We start from the raw sequence: 19900 nt of genomic DNA on the forward strand, positions 1-19900 counted from the left end.
GGAGCCGGGGTCAGAGGGGGATGTTGTCATGCTTCTTGGGCGACTCGGGACGGGCGTCGTTCTTGGCACGCAGGGCGGCCAGTGAGTCGACGATGACGTTGCGGGTGTCCTCGGGGGCGATGACGGCGTCGATCTCTCCGATGGCCACGGCCTTGTCGGGGTTGATGACGGCATCGGTGTACTTGGCCACGAGCCGCTCGTGCTCGGCCGCGGCGGCCTCCTCCCCCTGCTCGTCACGGACCTTGGCCAGGTCGCGGCGGTGGATGATGCCCACGGCACCGGTGGCGCCCAGGACGGCGATCTCGGCCCCCGGCCAGCAGAAGTTGAGGTCGGCACCGATGGCCTTGGAGCCCATGACGATGTAGGCGCCGCCGTAGGCCTTGCGCAGGACGATCGTCACCAGTGGCACGGTGGCGGTGGCGTAGGCGTTAATGACCTTGGCGCCGCGGCGGATGATGCCGGCGTGCTCCTGCTCGGCTCCGGGACGGTAGCCGGGGACGTCGACGAAGGTGACCACCGGCAGTCCGAAGGCGTCGCAGAAGCGCACGAAGCGGGCGAGCTTTTCGGAGGCGTCGACGTCCAGGGTGCCGGCGTCCACCAGCGGCTGGTTGGCGACGATCCCCACCGGGCGGCCCTCGAAGCAGGCGAAGCCGACCACGACATTGGTGGCGAACTCCTCCTGGACCTGGACGAGCTCGCCATGGTCGACGACGGCTGAGACCACCTCGACGACGTCGTAGGCCTGCCGGGTGGAGGCCGGGACGATCTCGCCGACGCTGCGGGCAGCCTCGGCGTCGGCCTGCGCGTCGGCGTCGTCGTAGGCGTACAGGGGGGCACTGACCTCGGCCGAGGAGGGCAGGTAGGCTAGGAAGGTGCGGACCTGCCCCAGCGCGTCCTCCTCATCGTCGGCCACGTAGTGGACGACGCCGGAGACCGAGCCGTGGATCTTCGCACCGCCGAGGTCCTCGGCGCTGATCTGCTCACCGGTCACGGCGCGTACGACGTCAGGGCCGGTGACGAACATGTGGGAGGCCTGGCGGGTGGCGATGACGAAGTCGGTCAGGGCCGGGCTGTAGACGGCGCCACCGGCGCAGGGTCCCAGGATGACGCTGATCTGCGGGACCAGCCCGGAGGCGGCGCAGGTGCGGTTGAAGATGCGTCCGTACTGGCGCAGGGCGCCCACGCCCTCCTGGATCTTGGCGCCACCGGAGTCGATGAGCCCGATGACGGGGATGCGCAGGCGCAGGGCGTCGTCCAGGAGGCGGACGATCTTGTCCCCCTCGATGGTGCCCAGGGCGCCACCGGAGACGGAGAAGTCCTGGGAGTAGACGGCCACCTGCCGGCCGTCAATCTGACCGAAGCCGGTGACGACGCCTGAGGGTCGGGCCTTGTCGCCGGCGCCCGAACCGGTGTAGCGGCCGATCTCCAGGAAGGTGGAGTCGTCGAGCAGGTCGTTGATGCGCTCGCGGGCGGTGCGCTTGCCCTTGGCGTGCTGACGGGCGGCGGCGCGCTCCTCTGCCTCCCGGTCGACGCGGGCGATGCGCTGGCGGAAGGCAGTGGTGGCGACCGAGTCGGCCATGGTGCTTCCCTGGGCCGGTGTCTCGGCAGGTGCTCCGGGGCCGGAGAGGGGATCGGTGGTCACGGTTCAGGCCTCCTCGGAGCCGTTCTCGGGGGTGTGCATGCGCACCAGGACGTCGCCGGCCGAGACGGTGCGTCCGGCGCTGACGGGGATCTCTGAGATGGTGCCGTCGCTGGGTGCGTGGACGTAGTTCTCCATCTTCATGGACTCCAGGACCACGAGCAGGTCGCCCTGACAGACCCGCTGGCCCGGCTCCACACAGATACGGGTGACGATGGCCTGCATAGGGGCGGCGATGACGCCGGGCTCACTGCCGGCGGTCCCGGTATCACCGGGAGCTGCGCCTCGAGGTGAGCGGGTCCCGCCCGAACGGCCGCGCAGCGGCTGGGCCCGGTTGCTGCGGGAGCTGAAGCCTCGCGCCGGGTTGGAGGGGGCGAGGATCCCGTCGGGCAGGGTCAACTGCATGCGGCGGCCGTTGAGCTCGATGATGTAGCTGGAGCGGGTGCGCGGGTTGGCGGCCGTCTCCGCCGAGCCGTCGGCCTGCGACGTCGCCGTGGCGTCGTCGAGATCGGGCAGCACCTCCTTCTCGATCCACCGCGTGGTCACGGCCAGCCGCCCGGCGCTGTCGGGTGCGGTGAAGTCGGGGCGGGTGAGGACCTCGGCGTGCAGGGCGGTGCACACGGTGACGCCTTCGACCACCGTCTCCCGCAGGGCGCGCCGGGCTCGGGCGATGGCCTGCTCCCGGCTGGCGCCGGTGACGATGATCTTGGCGAGCATCGGGTCGAACAAGGGCGTGACAACATCGCCTTCGGTGACTCCGGACTCGATGCGGATCCCGGGGCCGGCCGGCCAGCGCAGGCGGGTGATGGCGCCGGTGGAGGGGGCCAGACCGCGCGTGGGGTCCTCACAGGTGATGCGCAGCTCGAGGCTGTGACCTCGGGGCTTGTTGACCTGCCCGAGGTGACCGCCCTCGGCGATGCGCAGCTGGACCTCGACCAGATCGGTGCCGGTGACCTCCTCAGTGACGCAGTGCTCCACCTGAAGACGGGGGTTGACCTCCAGGAACCAGACATCGCCCTCGGGAGTCAGGAGGAACTCGCAGGTGGCCACCCCGACGTAGTCGACCGTCTCCAGGAGGCGACGGGAGGCCTCAATGAGACGGTCGTGAACGCCCTCAGGCAGGAAGGGGGCCGGAGCCTCCTCGAGGAGCTTCTGGTTGCGTCGCTGCAGGGAGCAGTCGCGGGTGGAGACCACGGCGAACCCGCCATGACAGTCGCGGGCGCACTGAGTCTCGATATGGCGTGCGGCCGTGACGAACCGCTCCAGGATGAGGGTTCCGCCGCCCTGCGCCGCAGACTCGAAGGCCGGGGTGGCCCTGACCTCGTCGTCGTTGTGCAGGACGGTGATGCCACGCCCGCCACCGCCGTCAGTGCGCTTCAGGGCCACCGGGTAGCCGTGGGCGGCGGCGAAGGCGATGACGGTCTCGGCGTCGGTGACCGAGTCGGTGATGCCCGGCACCGGGGCGACCTGGGCCCGCTCGGCGGTGGCCCGGGCGCTCATCTTGTCCCCGAGGGCATCCATGGCCTCAGGCGAGGGACCGACCCAGGTGATACCGGCATTGATGACGGAGCGGGCGAAGTCAGCGTCCTCGGACAGGAACCCGTAACCGGGGTGGATGGCATCGGCACCGGTGGCATGAGCCATCTCGAGCAGCGCCGCCGCATCGGTGTAGGACGATCCCTCGGGCAACGCGTAGGCCTCGTCGGCAAGTTCTGCCGCGGGGCTCATCAGGTCCTCGGGCGTGTACGGAAGGATCGACGTCGCCCCCAGATCGCGGGCGGTTCGCACGATACGCAGTGCGATCTCGCCACGGTTGGCGATGAGGATGCGGGAGAGGGTCACCAAGAGTCTCCTTACCTGGACTTACCTGGACGGTGCCGGGCTGACGGCGGGCCCTCCTCGGGCCTGCGGGGTGGATCCGCGCCTTCCCTGCAGTCGTCGAGGGGCAGCTCCACTGGACACTGACGTTACGTGGTCAGGGCACCACATTCCATTTGTGGAAACCTCACAAAGACCAAGAGTTGCGTTGGTGTAACAGTCGAGACCCCAGTGATAGGGCGGCATAACGGGGGCCTCACAAAGGCGCTCCTCGTCCCTCGAGCACCTTTGAGGTTTCCCACAAGCCTCGTGAGACGACGTGGCTCTACGTACCGGCTGCCACATCTGCATCACGAGCCTCTCCTCTAGCGGGGTGTCGATTCCAGCCACGGTCAGTGCCCCCCTCGGCGCCGTCAACGGCCGCTGCACGTGTCATGGCGGTGCGAGGAGGCCACCTCACGCAGCTGGCAGATGGCGGCCAGGGCGTCGTCGGCTCGGTAGACCGCTGAGCCGGCGACGAAGACATCCGCCCCGGCCTCGGCCGCGCGCTCAATGGACTGGATGGTGATGCCGCCATCGACCTGCACGCGCAGGTCGAGCCCTCTGGCGCCGACCAGCTCGCGAGCCCGACGGATCTTGGGCAGCATCGACTCGATGAAGGACTGGCCTCCGAAGCCCGGCTCCACGGTCATGAGCAGGAGGAGGTCGAACTCCCCCAGCACATCGGCGACGGTCTCCAAGGGGGTGGCGGGTCTCAGGGCGATGCCCGCACCGGCGCCGAGCCGGTGGAGCTCGCGCGCCAGACGCACCGGCGCCGTCGTGGCCTCGGCATGGGGGGTGACGATCTGGCAACCGGCCTCGGCGTAGGCCGGTGCCCAGCGGTCGGCGTCGCGGATCATGAGGTGGGCGTCCACAGGCAGCGAGGAGTGGGCGAGCACCGCCTCGACCACCGGCAGCCCCCAGGACAGGTTGGGTACGAAATGGTTGTCCATGACATCGACATGGATCCCGTCGGCGCCTCGGGCGCCGTCGTCTCCCGTGACCCGGTCGAGCTCGTCGGCCAGGTGGGCGATGTCGCAGTTGAGGATCGAGGGGTGGATGGCCGTCATCGGGATGCTCCTCATGATGTGCTGGTGCGGGTGGTCGATCAGCTGGTGCGGCGCAGCAAGGCGCAGAACATGGCGTCGGTACCGTCGAGGTGGGGCCACAGCTGAAGCGTCTCCCGGTCGGCTCCGGCCGGTGGCTGCGGGGCCAGACGGGTGGCGACGTCCCCGGCGTGCAGGGACTCAGTGCGCAGGCCCTCGCGCTCCAGACGGCGCGTCACGTCACGCACCACGAGACTCGTCTCCAGGGTGTGCGGGGAGCAGGTCACGTAGGTCACCACTCCCCCTCGCCGCACGGCGCGCAGCGCGCTGGCCAGCAGCTCGCGCTGAAGCTCGGCCAGGACGGTGACGTCCCCCGGCTCTCGGCGCCAACGGGCCTCGGGGCGACGGCGCAGTGATCCGAGGCCCGTGCAGGGGGCGTCGACCAGGACCCGGTCGTAGGCGCCGGGCTCATCGCGGCCCAGGTTGCGTCCGTCGCCGCATCGCACTCTGGCCACGTCCGGTGCGATGGCGCGCAGGGCGGAGCGCACCAGGTCGGCCCGGTGGGGGCTGACCTCATTGGCCAGCAGACGGGCGCCCGTCTGCACGGCCCTCGCCGCGAGCAGGGCGGCCTTGCCGCCGGGCCCGGCGCACAGGTCCAGCCAGTGCTCGTCGCGGCCCTCGAGGGGAGCATGCGCCGCCATGAGCGCCACCAGCTGGCTGCCCTCGTCCTCAACCCCGGCCCGCGAGTCGCGGATTGCCTCGATCCGGCCCGGGTCTCCCCCGACCATGACGACGGCGAGGGGACTGATCCTGCCAGGTCGCGGCTCGACGTCGTGGGCCCGGTCGGCCTTGCGAGCGACCTTGGCCAGCGCCTCTGGGGCGATGAGGCCGGGCCTGGCGCACAGCACCACCTCGGGGTCGACGTTGTCCGCCGCCAGGAGCGCCTCGAGCTCATCGCCGCTGCGGCCGTGAGTGGCCAGGGCCTGACGCAGCGCCTTGACGATCCACTCCGGGTGCGACTGAGTGCGGGCCAGAGCGGCCGTCTCATCGGGTGCGTCCCGGCGCAGTACCGCCATCCAAGAGTCCAGGTCCCGCTCACTGAGCCGACGCATGACCGCGTTGACGAAGGTGGCTGCGCCGCGCCCGCAGGAGGTGGTGGCCAAATCCACGGTGGTGCTCACGGCGGCGTGCTGGGCAACCCTCATCCCCATGAGCTGGTGGGCCCCCAGGCGCAGGACGTCGAGCACGGCCACGTCGATGCGCTCCAGGGGACGGTCCGTACAGGCAGCGATCATGGCGTCGTAGCGCCCCCGAAGCCGCAGGGTCCCGTAGGTCAGAGCGGTGGCGAAGCCGGCGTCGCGCCGATCCAGGTCGGCGGCCTCCAACAGCTCGGGCAGGAGAAGATTGGCGAAAGCGTCATCGCGGCGAACACGGGTGAGTACCTCCAGAGCCACCTGACGCGCCGAGCCTGATCGGCCCCGCGCCGGGCGCGCCGACGCACCCGCCTGCGGGCCGTCCTGCTTGAAGGCGCGCCGGCCCTGGGCTCGCCGACCCTGGTGAGGACCGCCGCGCTCACGTCGCCTGCCACGTTGCTCCCGGCGTCTGCCGGGCTCGTCGCCCCGCCCGCGGCCTGCGCCTCGCCGGTTCTCGTTGTGGCCGCCCGATGCGCCCCGGCGTGCCGATCGCTCCCCCATCAGCTCATTGCCTCACCGTCGTTGTTCATCGCGGACGCGGCCCCCAGGACGGTCCCCGCCTCCGGCCGCGATCCCCGGGCCCAGGCATCGGCGGGCATCCACCTGCGCCCGGCGGGCGCGACCTGCCCCAGACGGACAGCGCAGTCCCCGGTTCCCACGAGAACCTCGTGCTTGGTGGCGCGCAGGTGACCGGGCAGGAGATCGGTGACCTCCGGAACCGCAGTGACCGGCCCCAGGCGGAACCGTGCCCCCTGATATGTGGTGTGGGCGCCCGGCGCCGGACTGACGCCCCGGATCCGGCGGTCGATGCTCAGTGCCGGATCCTCCCAGCGAATCCGGCCGTCGGCGGAGGAGAGCGTGGGTGCCAGTGTGGCCAGCGCGTCATCCTGCGGCTCGGGGCGCACGCTGCCGTCCTCAACGGAGCGCAGCACGTCGAGGACCAGGGGCGCCCCGGCGCGCGCCAGCCGCTCAAGCAGGTCCCCGCTGGTATCCCGACCACTGATGGCCTTGGTGATTCGGCCGTAGACGGGACCGGTGTCGAGCCCCTCCTCGAGCCGGAACACGCAGGCCCCGGTGACCTCCTCACCGGCGATAACCGCCCGCTGGACCGGCGCGGCTCCGCGCCACGCGGGCAGCAGCGAGAAGTGCAGGTTCAACCAGCCGTGCTCAGGCACGTCCAGCAGATCGGCCGGGACCAGGCGACCGTAGGCGACCACGACGGCGACGTCGGCCCTCAGGGCGCGCACCCAGTCGCGCACGTCGCCGGCCTGCTCGCCCTTGAGGGTGGCCGGGGTGCGCACGTCGAGCCCCGCGCCGCGAGCCGTGGCCGCCACCGGTGAGGGGTGCAGCGTCCGGCCGCGTCCTTTTCGGGCGTCCGCCCGGGTCAGGACCCCGACGACGTCGTGCTCGCTGGCGATGAGGGCCTCCAGGGTGGGCAGGGCGGCCTCGGGGGTTCCGGCGAAAAGCACACGCATGCGCCCGAGTCTAAGGCTCGAAGTCACCCAGTGCGGGGTTCAGCACCGGCCCGGCGTGGGGAGCAGCCCCAAGGTGATGAGCTCGGAGCGCAGCCGTCCTGAGCCGGTGAAGCGATGGGTGCGAAGCCCCAGCCGGCCGGCCGCCTCGATGTTGACCGGCGAGTCGTCGATGAACAGAGTGCTGGGGGCCTGGAGGCGGTAACGGCTCAGCAAAAGCTCGAAGGCGGCGGGGTCCGGTTTGGTCAGGTGCTCGCGCCCGGAGACGACAACACCGACGAAGCGCTCGAGCTGGGGAACCAGGAGCCTGGCCGCCTCGAAGGGCTCGGCGTCGAAGTTGGTCAGCCCGTACAGCGCCACGCCTTCCTCAAGGAGCTCGTCGAGCAGGGCCTCCATCCCGGGAACGGGGCCGGTCAGTGAGGCGGCGAAGCGCTCGCGGTACAAGGAGAGGATCTCCGCCCAGTCGGGGCGGTCGGGGTGGGCTCGGGCGTAGGCGGTGAGCACCTGGTCGAAGGGCTCCCCCCGGTCCAGGCGCTCGTTCCAGGACAGGAACCCGCCGTCGACCACGAACTCCTCCCAGGCGTCGGCCGAGACATATCCGGCGACGGCCGCGATGGGCTCCCAGGCGTACAGGACGTTGCCGTAGTCGAGGACGACGGCGCTCACGGAGTCGGAGGAGGAGGCGGTTCTGAGAGCCGGGATCAGCGCATTCACATCCGGCATCGTCCCATGCCTGCGCCGTCGGGGTCTCAGGTGACCCCGACCGGGCCGGAACTCCTCTGACGTTTGTAAGTCTTCTACTGACGCCGGGCCGCCCCGGTCGAAGGCCAGAGGCGTTCGAGAGCAGCTCCAAAAGTGGCGAAGTGCCTGATGGGAGCAACATCACGTCTCGACGATGGCCGCTTGATCAACGTGCTCTGAACTTCTTCCTACCAGGGGGTTTTCAACCGTCAACGGTTCTGGTACGGTCGTACCACTTCGTTAGCCAGAGCGCACGATGCGCGTCATGATCCAGGTCAACGACACGGTGCTGTGTCAGAGAGGGAGTCATGGAATTCTCCGTAGATTCCGAAATCGGGAAGCTTCGCCAGGTCATCCTGCACAGGCCTGGCAACGAGATGCTCCGGCTCACTCCGCAGAACAAGGACCACCTCCTGTTCGACGACGTCCTGTGGCTTGAACAGGCCCAGGAGGAGCACGACCAGTTCGCGCGAGTCCTGACCGGTCGCGACGTCGAGGTGCTCTACCTCAGTGACCTTCTGGCTCAGACCCTGGAGATTCCCGAGGCCAGGGACTACGTCCTGGACCGGGTCGTCAACGAGAACACCAACGGCCCCAGCGCCACCGAGCCGCTGCGCGCCCTGACCGACGGGCTGTCCGGAGCTGAGCTGGCCGAGGTGCTCATCGCCGGGATCACGAAGGCCGAGCTGCTCGAGCGCACCCCCTGCCCGGACTCGCTCGTGCTGGCCTCCATGGGCGACGACGACCTGCTTCTGCCGCCTCTGCCCAACCACCTCTTCACTCGCGACACGTCCTGCTGGATCTACAACGGGGTGTCCATCAACTCGATGATGATGCCGGCTCGGAAGCGCGAGACCATCAACTACGAGGCGATCTACCGCTGGCACCCCCGATTCGCGGGCTCCGAGTTCCCCGTATGGTCCGAGGGCACGCAGGCCGGCCCGGCCACCGTCGAGGGTGGAGACGTCCAGATCATCGGCAACGGCGCCGTTCTGGTCGGAGTCTCCGAGCGCACCACCTCGCAGGGCATCGAGAGGCTCGCCAGCCGGCTCTTCGCCGGAGGCAAGGTGAACCAGATCGTCGCCGTCGAGATGAATCGGACGCGCGCCCAGATGCACCTCGACACGGTGATGACCATGGTCGATGTTGGCACGTTCACCATCTACGGCGGGCTGGGGAAGCTGTCGACGCTCACGCTGCGCCCGGACGGCGACAAGCAGATCAGCGTCACGCGCAACGCCCCCGAGGACATGTACCGTATCATCGCCCAGGCCCTGGGCGTTGGTGAGCTCAACGTCCTCATCACGCCCCAGGACTCGATGGCCGCCGCCCGTGAGCAGTGGGACGACGGCTCCAACTCCCTGGCCATCGCCCCCGGTGTCGTCGTCACCTATGAACGTAACGTCAACACCAACGACTACCTTACTTCCCATGGCATCGAGGTCCTGACCATCCCCGGCTCGGAGGTCGGTCGCGGTCGCGGCGGTCCTCACTGCATGAGCTGCCCAACCCTGCGGGACCCACTTGCCTGAGTCGGCCCTGGCCGGCGCCTAAGAAGAACTGTTAGCACACCCACATACCGGACGAAGGAATCCTCATGACCCACCCCCTGCACAACCGCAGTTTCCTCAAAGAGCTCGACTTCACTGCCGAGGAGTGGAACAGCCTGCTTCAGCTGGCCGCCCAGCTCAAGGAGGACAAGAAGTCCGGCCGCGAGGTGAAGCGACTGACCGGTAAGAACATCGCCCTCATCTTCGAGAAGACGTCGACGCGCACCCGCTGCTCCTTCGAGGTGGCTGCCTACGACCAGGGCGCACAGGTCACCTACCTCGACCCTTCCGGCTCCCAGATGGGGCACAAGGAGTCCGTGGCGGACACCGCCCGGGTCCTGGGCCGCTTCTACGACGGCATCGAGTTCCGTGGCAAGAAGCAGGAGCACGTCGAGGCCCTGGCCGAGCTATCTGGCGTGCCGGTGTGGAACGGACTGACTGATGAGTGGCACCCCACCCAGATGCTCGCTGACCAGCTGACCATGCTGGAGCACACCGACAAGCCGATCGAGAAGATCTCTTTCGCCTACCTCGGGGATGCCCGCAACAACGTCGCCAACTCGCTGCTCATCTCGGCGGCGCTCATGGGGATGGACGTGCGGATGGTGGCTCCCAAGGCGCTGCAGACCTCTGCCGAGGTGGTCGCTCAGGCCGAGAAGCTGGCTCAAAAGAGCGGGGCCCGCATCCTCATCACCGACGACACCGCCGAGGGTGTCAAGGGCGTCGACTTCCTCTACACCGACGTGTGGGTCTCGATGGGTGAGCCCAAGGAGGTCTGGGACCAGCGCATCGCCCTGCTCACGCCCTACCAGGTCAACGCCAAGCTGGTGGAGGCCACCGGCAACCCGGACGTGAAGTTCCTCCACTGCCTGCCTGCCTTCCACGACCGCAACACCACGGTGGGTGAAGACATCTTCGCCAAGACCGGCATGGACGGCCTGGAGGTGACCGACGACGTCTTCGAGACCGAGCGCAACGTCGCCTTCGACCAGGCCGAGAACCGCATGCACACCATCAAGGCCGTCATGGTCGCGACCCTCGGAAAGTGGGACTGAATCGTGAGAATCGTTGTCGCACTCGGAGGAAATGCCCTGCTGCGTCGGGGGGAGAAGCCTGACGCCAGCACCCAGATCCGTAATGTCGAGATCGCGGCCCACGAGCTGGCCAAGCTGGCGGAGAAGCACGAGCTGGTCCTGACTCACGGAAACGGCCCCCAGGTGGGTGTCCTGGCTCTGCAGTCCGCCAATGACGAGCGCCTCTCCGAGCCCTACCCCTTCGACACCCTCGGCGCCCAGACCCAGGGCATGATCGGCTACTGGCTGCTGCAGGCCATGCAGAACGCTCTGCCGGGGCGTCACGTGGCCGCCATGGTCAACCAGACCCTGGTGATGGCCGGCGACCCCGCCTTCTCCAACCCCACCAAGTTCGTCGGTGAGGTGTACACCAAGGAGGAGGCCGAGAAGCTGGCTGAGGAGCGGGGCTGGGTGGTCAAGCCCGACGGCGAGCACTACCGCCGTGTCGTCGGCTCCCCCATGCCGCAGCGCGTCATTGAAACCCGCCTGGTGCGCTCGCTGCTGGACGCCGGCGCGATCGTCGTCTGCTCCGGCGGTGGCGGTGTTCCCGTCGTCCGCAGCGAGGAGGGAAAGCTCAAGGGCATTGAGGCCGTTATCGACAAGGACCTCACCGCCTCCGTCTTGGCTGAGGCGCTCGAGGCCGATGCACTTCTCATCCTCACGGACGTTGATGGAGTGTTTAAGGACTTCGGAACCGAGAACCAGAAACAGGTTCCGCGGGCCACGCCGGCAGAGCTGCGTTCCATGGGACTTCCCAGCGGGTCCATGGGGCCAAAGGTTGAGGCGGTGTGCCGATTTGTTGAGCTGACTGGCGACATGGCGGCAATCGGACGTCTTGAGGACGCTGTCGCCATCATTGAGGGTCTGGCAGGAACTATCGTGACTCCCGGAGGTAACTATGGAGGACCCGACGATATCCATCCCCCGATTCCCGAGCAGCTCGACACTCGCATTCGCAGGGCCTGACCGGCGCAACGGCATCGGTCTTTCGAGGAGGTGGTGAGCGCCGTCAACCAGTAATGACCGTGCCGCGGTTCAGCAATCATTCTTATATTCAGATACTCCTACGGCCGCTTTCTCGGTTCCTTCAGAGTAGAATGACAGTGTTGAACCATAGACACATGACCTGTCTTCATTCACGCACCACACATCGAGCACAAAGGAGTAACTTACTCATGACGAAGATCGTCAACTCTTGGAACGACTTCGACCCGCTCAAGCACGTCATCGTCGGCCGTGCCGACTTCTCGGTTATTCCTCCCGAGGAACCCGCCACCTCCGAGAAGGTGCCGATCGACTCCGAGATGCGCGGCATGTGGGGCCCCCGTCCCACCGCCACCGTCGAGGCCGCCAACGAGCAGCTCGACAACTACGTCAAGATCCTCGAGGGTCTGGGCGTCAAGGTGGACCGCCCCACGCCGCTGCAGTGGAACCAGGCCATCCAGACGCCTGACTTCCGCACAGAGTCGGGCTTCACCCAGATGCCCCCGCGCGACATCCTGCTGACGATCGGTGACGAGATCATGGCATCGGCCAACTCGTTCCGCTGCCGCTACTTCGAGTACCTCGCCTACTGGCCCCTCATGAACCAGTACTTCGAGGAGGACCCGGAGTTCAAGTGGACCCAGGCCCCCCGCCCTCGGCTGACGGACAAGTCCTACAAGCATAACTACTACGACGAGCGGATCTCCCTGGAGGAGCGTCTCGAGCGCACCGCCGCCAAGGACTTCGTGACCACCGAGGTCGAGCCGATGTGGGACGCCGCCGACGTCATGCGTGTGGGTAAGGACCTGTTCATCCAGCACGGTCTGACCACCAACCGCAAGGCGATGGAGTGGTTCAAGCGCTACTACCCGGACCTGCGGGTGCACGCGGTGAACTTCCCCGGCGACCCCTACCCGATTCACATCGACGCCACCTTCGTGCCGCTGCGGCCCGGGCTCATCATCAACAACCCGCACCGCCGCCTGCCCGAGGAGCAGCGCAAGATCTTCGAGGCCAACGACTGGCAGATCGTTGACGCGGCTCCCCCGGCCCACGAGGTTCCGCCGCCGCTGTGCTACTCCTCCGTCTGGCTGTCCATGAACTGCCTCGTCATCGACCACAAGACCGTGTGCGTCGAGGCCAGCGAGGTCCACCAGATGGAGCAGATGGACAAGCTGGGCATGAACGTCATCCCGGTTCCCTTCCGTGACGCCTACGCCTTCGGCGGTGGTCTCCACTGCGCAACGGCGGACGTCTACCGCGAGGGGGGCTGCGAGGACTACTTCCCCAACCAGGTCGCCGACCCGACTCTGGTCTGATCTCAGGGGTGCGGGGCGGTGGCTCATGGACCGGGCTACCGCCCCGCACTGTTCCCGGCTCCGCTCTTCGTAGCGCGGTCAGTGGACGCTCCATAGGACTGGGAAGGTCCACCTGACCGCGTAAGACTCGGCAAGGATGCCGATCCGTCGCGCACGCCGGGGGGAGAACTCAGGAGACTCAACTGCCATGTCACAGACTTCGTCCGCTGAATCCTCTGTCACAGAGTACGTGATGAACAAGAAGCTTGGCGCCATTGCCATGCTTCTCTCCGCCACCGGGATGGGGCTCGTCGGCACCATCAGTCGCGGCGCGACCGCCGGCCTCGCTCATGCCGACAAGTCCGTCATCGGATCGTTCCTGGCCTTCGGCCGCATGACCGTCGGGCTGTTCGGATTCACTCTTATCCTCATCTTCACCCGGAAGGTTGGCCTGTTCCACCGCACCCGTTTGAGCACCACCGTGATCCTGGGAGGAGTGAGCATCGGCCTGTCCCTGGGCTGCTACATCTCCTCGACGTTGATGACGACCATGACCAATGCCGTCTTTCTCATCTACACTGGACCCCTGTTCTGCGCGCTGCTCGCACGTATCTTCCGAAAAGAGAAGATCAGTGTGCTCTCTGGAGCCTTCCTGTCCCTTGTGTTCCTAGGCATGCTGCTGACCATCGGTATCATCAGCATCAACAACGACGGAAACCTGGCCTTCGGACTGGATCTGTCAACCGGGAATCCTAAGTTTCCACAGAAGAGCCTGGGAGACCTTTTAGGACTCTTGTCAGGTGTCTTCTATGGCCTGGCCCTGTTCTTCTACGGGTACCGCAAGGATGTCGATTCAGTTGTCCGCGGTGTCTGGAACTTCTTCTGGGCCGCCTGCGCGACGCTGGCGATGTCCATTGTCTTGCGTCCTTGGCATGGGGTCGCCTCCTTCACGGCCGCCAACTGGATGTGGGCAGTGGTCCTCTTCCTCGTCTGCGGCCTCTTCGCGCTGGGATTCCTGGTTGTTGCAGGGCGCAACCTGCCTGCAGTGGAGTACTCGACGATCTCTTACTGGGAGTGTGCAGTCGTCATTGTGTGCAGCCTTCTCATCTGGAAAGAGCAGCTCAGTCCTACGGGAATCATCGGAGGACTGCTCATTGTTGGCGGGGGCCTCGCCCCGATCGTCGTGGATGCCGTTTCTCGAAAGTCACGCCCCTCCATGGCCTGATGATCATGTGATCCTGTCTGTCTGCGTCAACTTCCTGCAGGCGGACAGGATCACATGTATAATCATCAACGTCTCTTCAGGGGCATTATCACGTCATCGTCGACATCCACCGAGCCGGAGCCATAGGTTATGAATACCGTCCACTCAGGAAGCACGAACGACCATCACCCGAATTCAGAACGAAGTCTCGCATTGAGGCGCGCAGCGAAAGCGAGCTTCATTGGCAACTTCATTGAGTGGTTCGACTATGCCTCGTACGGATACCTGGTCACCGTCATTGGTCACGCCTTCTTCCCAGAGAAGGATAAATCGGTGCAGCTTCTCTTAACATATGCAGTATTCGCGATGTCATTCATCTTGCGCCCTATCGGAGCTGTTGTATGGGGGGCCTGGGGTGACCATTGGGGACGCCGCTGGGCGCTGTCCTGGTCGATTCTCATCATGTCCGGGTCGACATTCTTCATCGGGCTTCTTCCCACATACTCGGTTATCGGAATGGCAAGTGCTGTCGGCCTGCTTGTCCTGCGAATGATTCAGGGATTCTCCGCCTCAGGCGAGTATGCAGGCGCTGGAACCTTCCTGGCAGAGTATGCCCCTCCGTCGCGCCGCGGGATATACACGTCTCTGGTTCCCGCCTCCACCGCTTGTGGTCTACTTGCCGGCTCTCTCATGGTCACAGGGATGTTCTCGGTTCTCAGCGATGACGTCATGAATGCCTGGGGGTGGCGAGTTCCCTTCCTTTTGGCAGGGCCATTGGGACTCATCGGCCGCTACATCCGGGTGCATCTGGAGGACTCCCCCGCATATCAGGAGATGCGGGCAGAGATGCCGCAGGAGCAGAAGACCGCCAGCTGGTCCGAGCCGCTGCGCCTGCTGCTGCGCGACCACCTGCGTGAGACACTCATCACCTTCGGAGTCTCCTGCCTCAATGCAGTTGCGTTCTATATGCTTCTCACGTATATGCCGACGTATGTCCATGAAGAGCTCGGGTTCTCCCAGGACACCTCCACCTTGGCGACCTCTGTGATGCTGGTCGTGTACATTGCGGCGATCTTCCTCATGGGGCACCTGTCGGACTCCTTCGGACGCCGCCGGATGCTCATCGCCGCTTGCGTCGCATTCATCGTTCTCACCATCCCGTTGTTCGTAGTCATGATGAAGGCCGCGGGCATGCTTGCAGTGGTGATCCTGTGCGAGATTGTCTTCGCTATAGCTCTGACTGCTAATGATGGAACACTGGCCACCTTCCTGGCGGAGTCCTTTCCGACCAACGTGCGCTACTCGGGCTTCGCCCTGTCCTTCAACGGGGCCAACGCGCTTCTTGGTGGGACGACGCCGTTCATTGTCACGTGGCTCATCAAGGTTACCGGCTCTTCCCTGGCGCCGGCGGTCTATCTCACGGCGATCGCGCTGATCGCCATGGTGGCAATCCTTCGTTCTCGTATGATTCATGGGTCGGAGCTGACTGAGGATCAGGCTCAGTCCTGAGCTCGAGTGGCTCACTGAGAGCATGTGGTGACAGGTCGAATATAGGTCGCTTCTTTACGAGGCCATTATCACCGTCTTGTTACGGGCCTCAACGCGTTATTGTCGTAAGATGATGAGCATGGCTAGTACCGACGCAGATGCTGCTGGAGAGGCGGCAAGTAGTGACGCCCCTGCACCCGCAGGCTCTCGAGCAGAATCGCGAGTGACACCGCGCGGTGAGGGCCGGCGTCAGGCCATCATCGAAGCCGCGGCCGCCATCATCCGTGAGTCGGGCCCTTCCGCAGTCAGCCATCGCAGTGTCGCCAAGCGAGCCGGGTGCTCCTTGTCCGCGACAACCTATTACTTCGACGGCTTGGAGGATCTCCTCCATCAAGCGGGGCTGGTCAACATTGGACTGTGGGCTTCCCGCGCGGAGGATGTCGCCGACCGGGTGGAGGCCTTCAAGGGTGTTCCAGACCTCTCCCAGCGGGTGCGGTTCATCCTGCAGGCAACCCTTCCCGCCCATGGCGCCTACTTCGGGCACTATCTTCAGCTCATCTCAGCCAGCCAGGCGTCTCCGGTCAAACACGCCTACCGCCAGGGACGGCAACGTCTCAATGCCGCCCTGCGTCGTGTGCTGCGCCAGCTCGACAGCCCGCTCGAGCCGGAGATGGTCATCGCCATTGTTGACGGTGCGGCCGTCACCGCCCTCAGCGAGGGGTGGAACGTCAAGTCGACCGCAGCAGGACTACTGACGGATCTCATCTCCCTGGCCCGCGGCATGCCGCCCTTCCAGGCGCCAGGTGCCACGGCGGGCTCCACTTCGACCCCTACTGCTCATACGACACTGCCCGCCACGGTCACGTCGAGTAGCTCCGCAGGCTAGGGCCCTGCCGGCTGGTCTCACTCCTCGTCAGTTCTTCCAGGCCTTCTCACCACAAACGGGTGGGATCGAGCTCAACACGCACCGGCTCCTCGCGCCGGGCAGAGCGGTCACGCAGCCTTACCCCGAGCATGGTGGCAAGTGCCTTGCCGCGTGACAGCGGAGCGCGCACCAGGGCTCTGGCCATGCCGGAGGGCACCTGACCGCGAACGGGCGGTGGGGTCACCGGACCCAGTACCTCAAAACCATCGGCTTCGGCCTGCGCCAGGAGGGTCTCCACACCGCCTACCGGGCCGTCCAGGCGTGCCACTCGCCATGCGGGTGGAAGGTGCAGGTCAGCCCGCTCCAGTAGATCTCTGCGGGCGAAGCCCGCCTGGTCCCATCTCACGAGGGCCTGCGCCGCGACCGGATCCGGGCCGCCCAGGAGAATGACGCGGGCCGACGGCGCCGCCAGCGCCACTGCATTCGACCACTGGCGCAGTGCTTCACCTCCTGCCCCCAGGTCGGGGCGTGAGGACAGTGCGCCGCCGTCGAGCAGCAGGACGGCCCGGTATCCGCCCTCGGCCACCGGCTCTGCTCCGGGTGTGGCCACGACGAGGCGTGGCGTGTTGTCAACCTGGTCCACGACGCCGTGGGCCTCCCTCGCTCCTGAGACCACCACGGGGACACCGGGAAAGGCCCGCCCCAACTCCTCCCCCGTGCGCGTGGAACCGACCGTCGCCATCCTCAGCCCATGGCCGCCGCACTCGGGACAGTCCCACTGCCCCACCGTACGAGCACACCAGCGGCAGGAGGTGCGACCTCGATGGTCCATCGCCAACGGGCCTCCGCAGACGGAACAGTGAGCAGCAGAGCGACACCGGGCACAGGCCACCAACGGCACGTACCCGGCGCGCGGCACCTGAACGAGCACTGGTCCGTCCTGCAGGGCGCGCCGCAGTGCTCGATGGGCGAGTGACGGGATGCGGGCCGCTCCGGAAGCGCCCTCCCGGTCCAGCTCAGCCGGGCCAGGAGCCGCTACGCGAGGCACCACGGCGCGCACAACGTGTCGGGAAGCCGCCAGGCTCTGACACCATCCCTGCTCGACGAGCGATTGCGCTTCCACGGAGCGAGTGAATCCTCCGATGAGCAGACCGGCTCTCTCCAACGTCGAGCGCAGGGCGAGGACCGTGCGCGTATGGCTGTAGGGGGCGTGAGGCTCCTCCAGCCGGTTGTCCCCGTCGTCCCAGATGGCCGCCAGCCCGAGTCGGTGCACCGGGGCGAAGGCCGCCGACCTGGTGCCAACAACCACCCGGGCTCGCCCCAGCAGCAGAGCCATGAACGCCCGATAACGGCGTGAGGGCCCATGCTCGGCCGAGAGCACCACCACCGGCTCCCCCTCCAGGTCGCGCCTGAGCCGGGCAGCGAGAGTCTCAGCCTGATGAGTTGTCGCCACCACGATGACGGCGCTGCGAGAGCTCGCCAAAGTAGCCTGGACGGCCCGGGCCAGGCACGCCTGCCACGGCTCAACCACCGGGGCGGGCCGACCGTCGTCGCGCGACGAACGTGCTTCGGGCGGCCGCAACTGCGCCGGCAGTGCGGACCAGACCGCGCGTGGAGCCTCACCGTGGGCCAACCGGTTCAGGTACTCCTCGCCGCCGTCGTAAGGGCGCCAGCTGGGCTCACTCGAGGACGGCGGCTCCCAGGTGGGAAGGTCGAGGGGAGCCTTGTCCCTCTCAACCTTCTCAGTCGTGGCGTGCCTGGCCGGAACCGCAAGACGGATGACGTCGGAGCGTGTCCCGCAGCAGCGGGAGGCGACGACCTCAATGAGACGACGTGAGCCCTCCGGAAGGACCGGGAGGTCGGAGACCACTCGGCGCAGAGCAGTCAGCCGGCCGATATGGGTTGTCGTGGTCCCCCGCTCCCAGATCCATCCGCGCATCTCCTGCTCGCCGAATCGAACCATGACCCGGGTGCCGGGAAGGGCCTGCTGCGCCAACGCCGCGGGCACCAGGTAGTCGAAGGTGCGGTCGAGGTGCGGCACTGGGGAGTCCAGGAGAACCCTGGCCACGGGGTCGTGGACTCCGGCCACGGTCACCGTGCGCGGACCGGGCTCCGGCAGCTCCAGCAGCTCGCCCTGCCCGCTCACCCCACGACCACGCCCGGGCCCCTCGGACTGCCCGGAGGCAGAAGCAGCGTCGTCGTAGCCGGTTGTCATACAAGCCCTCGGAAGTCTCCCGACCTGAGTACAGGGGACTCAGACAGCCTGGCGCAGCGCCTCGACGCGGTCGGTGGCCTCCCAGCTGAAGCCGGGGCGCCCGAAGTGGCCGTAGGAGCTGGTGGTACGGTAGATGGGACGCAGCAGATCGAGGTCGCGCACGATCGCGGCCGGACGGAGGTCGAAGACCTCGTTGACGGCCTTCATGATGCGCTCCTCAGAAACCGTTGCCGTCCCGAATGTCTCCACATAGACGCCCACGGGATGGGCGGAGCCAATGGCGTAGGCCACCTGAATCTCACACCGTCTGGCCAGTCCCGCTGCAACGACGTTCTTGGCGACCCAGCGCATGGCGTAGCTGGCGGAACGGTCCACCTTCGAGGGATCCTTGCCGGAGAAGGCGCCCCCGCCGTGACGGGCCATTCCGCCGTAGGTGTCGACGATGATCTTGCGTCCCGTCAGCCCCGCGTCACCTGCCGGACCGCCAATGATGAACTGTCCCGAAGGATTGATGAGGACCTCGGTGCCGGCGGTGTCGAGATCGGTGCCGGCCTCGGCCTCGGCGGCCAGCACCGGCTCGATGACCTCCGTGCGCAGAGCGTCGGTGAGCCAGGCACGAGTGCGGTCCGCATCGTGCTGAGTGGAGATGACCAAGTTGTCCAGACTCACCGGACGCTGACCGTCATAGCCGATCGTCACCTGGGTCTTGCCATCGGGGCGCAGTCCCGGGACGATGCCCTGCTTGCGCACGACGGCCAGACGCTCCGCCAGACGATGCGCCAGATGGATGGGCAGCGGCATGAGGGCCGCGGTGTCGTCACAGGCGTAGCCGAACATAAGCCCCTGGTCGCCTGCGCCCTGCAGGTCGAGAGGATCGATATCCGTGTCATCCCGGCGGGCCTCAAGCGACTTGTCGACTCCGGCTGCGATATCCGCGGACTGCTGCCCGATCGACACCGACACACCGCAGGAACGGGCGTCGAAGCAGACGTCTGAGGAGGTGTAGCCGATGGCGGAGATCTCCTGGCGAACGATCTCGGGGATCTCGACGTAGGCCCTCTCCGTGGTGACTTCGCCGGCCACGTGCACCAGGCCGGTCGTCACCATCGTCTCAACCGCGACGCGTGCGGTGGGGTCCTGCTCGAGGATGGCGTCGAGAATCGCATCTGAGACACGGTCGCAGATCTTGTCCGGGTGTCCTTCGGTGACCGACTCGGACGTGAACAGACGCAAGGAGGAACTCACCTGCCCATCGTAGTCACCGCAAGAACTGAT

Annotated in this window: 15 protein-coding genes; 7 read left to right on the forward strand and 8 right to left on the reverse strand. The window is 66.8% G+C overall.

The genetic code is table 11. The features are described from left to right. Positions 1-10: 10 nt before the first annotated feature. The 6 genes from BKH20_RS02480 to BKH20_RS02505 form a co-directional block, all read right to left on the reverse strand. On the reverse strand, positions 11-1579 hold the full coding sequence (locus BKH20_RS02480; RefSeq protein ID WP_430793314.1) for an acyl-CoA carboxylase subunit beta: 1569 nt from the start codon (positions 1577-1579) through the stop codon (positions 11-13). 66 nt (positions 1580-1645) lie between these two features. Further along, positions 1646-3481 carry an acetyl/propionyl/methylcrotonyl-CoA carboxylase subunit alpha gene (locus tag BKH20_RS02485; RefSeq protein ID WP_075389812.1) on the reverse strand — a complete coding sequence of 612 codons (1836 nt, stop codon included), beginning with the start codon at positions 3479-3481 and terminating at the stop codon, positions 1646-1648. A 389-nt stretch (positions 3482-3870) separates the two neighbouring features. Further along, positions 3871-4566, reverse strand: a complete 696-nt coding sequence (rpe, locus tag BKH20_RS02490) for a ribulose-phosphate 3-epimerase (RefSeq protein WP_075372343.1) — start codon at positions 4564-4566, stop codon at positions 3871-3873. Positions 4567-4604: 38 nt separating this feature from the next. Then, a complete protein-coding gene (locus BKH20_RS02495; RefSeq protein WP_081381566.1) occupies positions 4605-5996 on the reverse strand; it encodes an RsmB/NOP family class I SAM-dependent RNA methyltransferase in 1392 nt (463 codons plus the stop codon). A 239-nt stretch (positions 5997-6235) separates the two neighbouring features. Beyond that, entirely contained in the window at positions 6236-7210 is a 975-nt protein-coding gene (gene fmt / locus BKH20_RS02500) for a methionyl-tRNA formyltransferase (protein ID WP_075389814.1), read from the reverse strand. A 39-nt stretch (positions 7211-7249) separates the two neighbouring features. Next, positions 7250-7930 carry an HAD-IA family hydrolase gene (locus BKH20_RS02505; RefSeq protein ID WP_075389815.1) on the reverse strand — a complete coding sequence of 227 codons (681 nt, stop codon included), beginning with the start codon at positions 7928-7930 and terminating at the stop codon, positions 7250-7252. A 326-nt stretch (positions 7931-8256) separates the two neighbouring features. Here BKH20_RS02505 and BKH20_RS02510 point away from each other — a divergent pair, with 326 nt between their 5' ends. From BKH20_RS02510 to BKH20_RS02540, 7 genes are all read left to right on the forward strand, one after another. Beyond that, entirely contained in the window at positions 8257-9480 is a 1224-nt protein-coding gene (locus tag BKH20_RS02510; protein ID WP_075389816.1) for an arginine deiminase, read from the forward strand. A 65-nt stretch (positions 9481-9545) separates the two neighbouring features. Continuing rightward, positions 9546-10553: an ornithine carbamoyltransferase gene (argF, locus tag BKH20_RS02515; protein WP_075389817.1), complete on the forward strand. Its 1008-nt coding sequence runs from the start codon at positions 9546-9548 to the stop codon at positions 10551-10553. A 3-nt stretch (positions 10554-10556) separates the two neighbouring features. Further along, positions 10557-11537, forward strand: coding sequence for a carbamate kinase (arcC, locus tag BKH20_RS02520; protein ID WP_070662999.1), 981 nt, complete (start codon positions 10557-10559; stop codon positions 11535-11537). Positions 11538-11746: 209 nt separating this feature from the next. Next, on the forward strand, positions 11747-12874 hold the full coding sequence (locus BKH20_RS02525) for a serine/threonine protein kinase (protein ID WP_075372336.1): 1128 nt from the start codon (positions 11747-11749) through the stop codon (positions 12872-12874). A gap of 187 nt (positions 12875-13061) precedes the next feature. After that, positions 13062-14078: a DMT family transporter gene (locus BKH20_RS02530; protein WP_075389818.1), complete on the forward strand. Its 1017-nt coding sequence runs from the start codon at positions 13062-13064 to the stop codon at positions 14076-14078. Between the two features lie 129 nt (positions 14079-14207). Beyond that, positions 14208-15566 (forward strand): MFS transporter, encoded by a 1359-nt coding sequence (locus tag BKH20_RS02535; protein WP_075389819.1) that lies wholly within the window; start codon positions 14208-14210, stop codon positions 15564-15566. 118 nt (positions 15567-15684) lie between these two features. Continuing rightward, positions 15685-16431 carry a TetR/AcrR family transcriptional regulator gene (locus BKH20_RS02540; protein ID WP_256692993.1) on the forward strand — a complete coding sequence of 249 codons (747 nt, stop codon included), beginning with the start codon at positions 15685-15687 and terminating at the stop codon, positions 16429-16431. Positions 16432-16477: 46 nt separating this feature from the next. On the opposite strand, the gene BKH20_RS02545 is transcribed toward BKH20_RS02540, so the two are convergent. After that, positions 16478-18625, reverse strand: a complete 2148-nt coding sequence (locus BKH20_RS02545) for a primosomal protein (RefSeq protein ID WP_081381567.1) — start codon at positions 18623-18625, stop codon at positions 16478-16480. A gap of 39 nt (positions 18626-18664) precedes the next feature. Continuing rightward, complete coding sequence (gene metK, locus BKH20_RS02550; RefSeq protein WP_075389821.1) at positions 18665-19870, reverse strand: methionine adenosyltransferase; 1206 nt, start codon at positions 19868-19870, stop codon at positions 18665-18667. Positions 19871-19900 lie beyond the last annotated feature (30 nt).

The organism is Actinomyces oris (assembly GCF_001937445.1).
Lineage (GTDB): Bacteria > Actinomycetota > Actinomycetes > Actinomycetales > Actinomycetaceae > Actinomyces > Actinomyces acetigenes.

Bases quoted from the DNA above. Each gene is read 5' to 3' on its own strand.
- BKH20_RS02480 (WP_430793314.1), bottom strand. From the start codon at position 1,579: ATGGCCGACTCGGTCGCCACCACTGCCTTCCGCCAGCGCATCGCCCGC.
- BKH20_RS02505 (WP_075389815.1), bottom strand. From the start codon at position 7,930: ATGCCGGATGTGAATGCGCTGATCCCGGCTCTCAGAACCGCCTCCTCC.
- rpe (WP_075372343.1), bottom strand. From the start codon at position 4,566: ATGACGGCCATCCACCCCTCGATCCTCAACTGCGACATCGCCCACCTG.
- BKH20_RS02535 (WP_075389819.1), top strand. From the start codon at position 14,208: ATGAATACCGTCCACTCAGGAAGCACGAACGACCATCACCCGAATTCA.
- BKH20_RS02510 (WP_075389816.1), top strand. From the start codon at position 8,257: ATGGAATTCTCCGTAGATTCCGAAATCGGGAAGCTTCGCCAGGTCATC.
- argF (WP_075389817.1), top strand. From the start codon at position 9,546: ATGACCCACCCCCTGCACAACCGCAGTTTCCTCAAAGAGCTCGACTTC.
- BKH20_RS02525 (WP_075372336.1), top strand. From the start codon at position 11,747: ATGACGAAGATCGTCAACTCTTGGAACGACTTCGACCCGCTCAAGCAC.
- BKH20_RS02540 (WP_256692993.1), top strand. From the start codon at position 15,685: ATGGCTAGTACCGACGCAGATGCTGCTGGAGAGGCGGCAAGTAGTGAC.
- BKH20_RS02530 (WP_075389818.1), top strand. From the start codon at position 13,062: ATGTCACAGACTTCGTCCGCTGAATCCTCTGTCACAGAGTACGTGATG.
- fmt (WP_075389814.1), bottom strand. From the start codon at position 7,210: ATGCGTGTGCTTTTCGCCGGAACCCCCGAGGCCGCCCTGCCCACCCTG.
- BKH20_RS02545 (WP_081381567.1), bottom strand. From the start codon at position 18,625: ATGACAACCGGCTACGACGACGCTGCTTCTGCCTCCGGGCAGTCCGAG.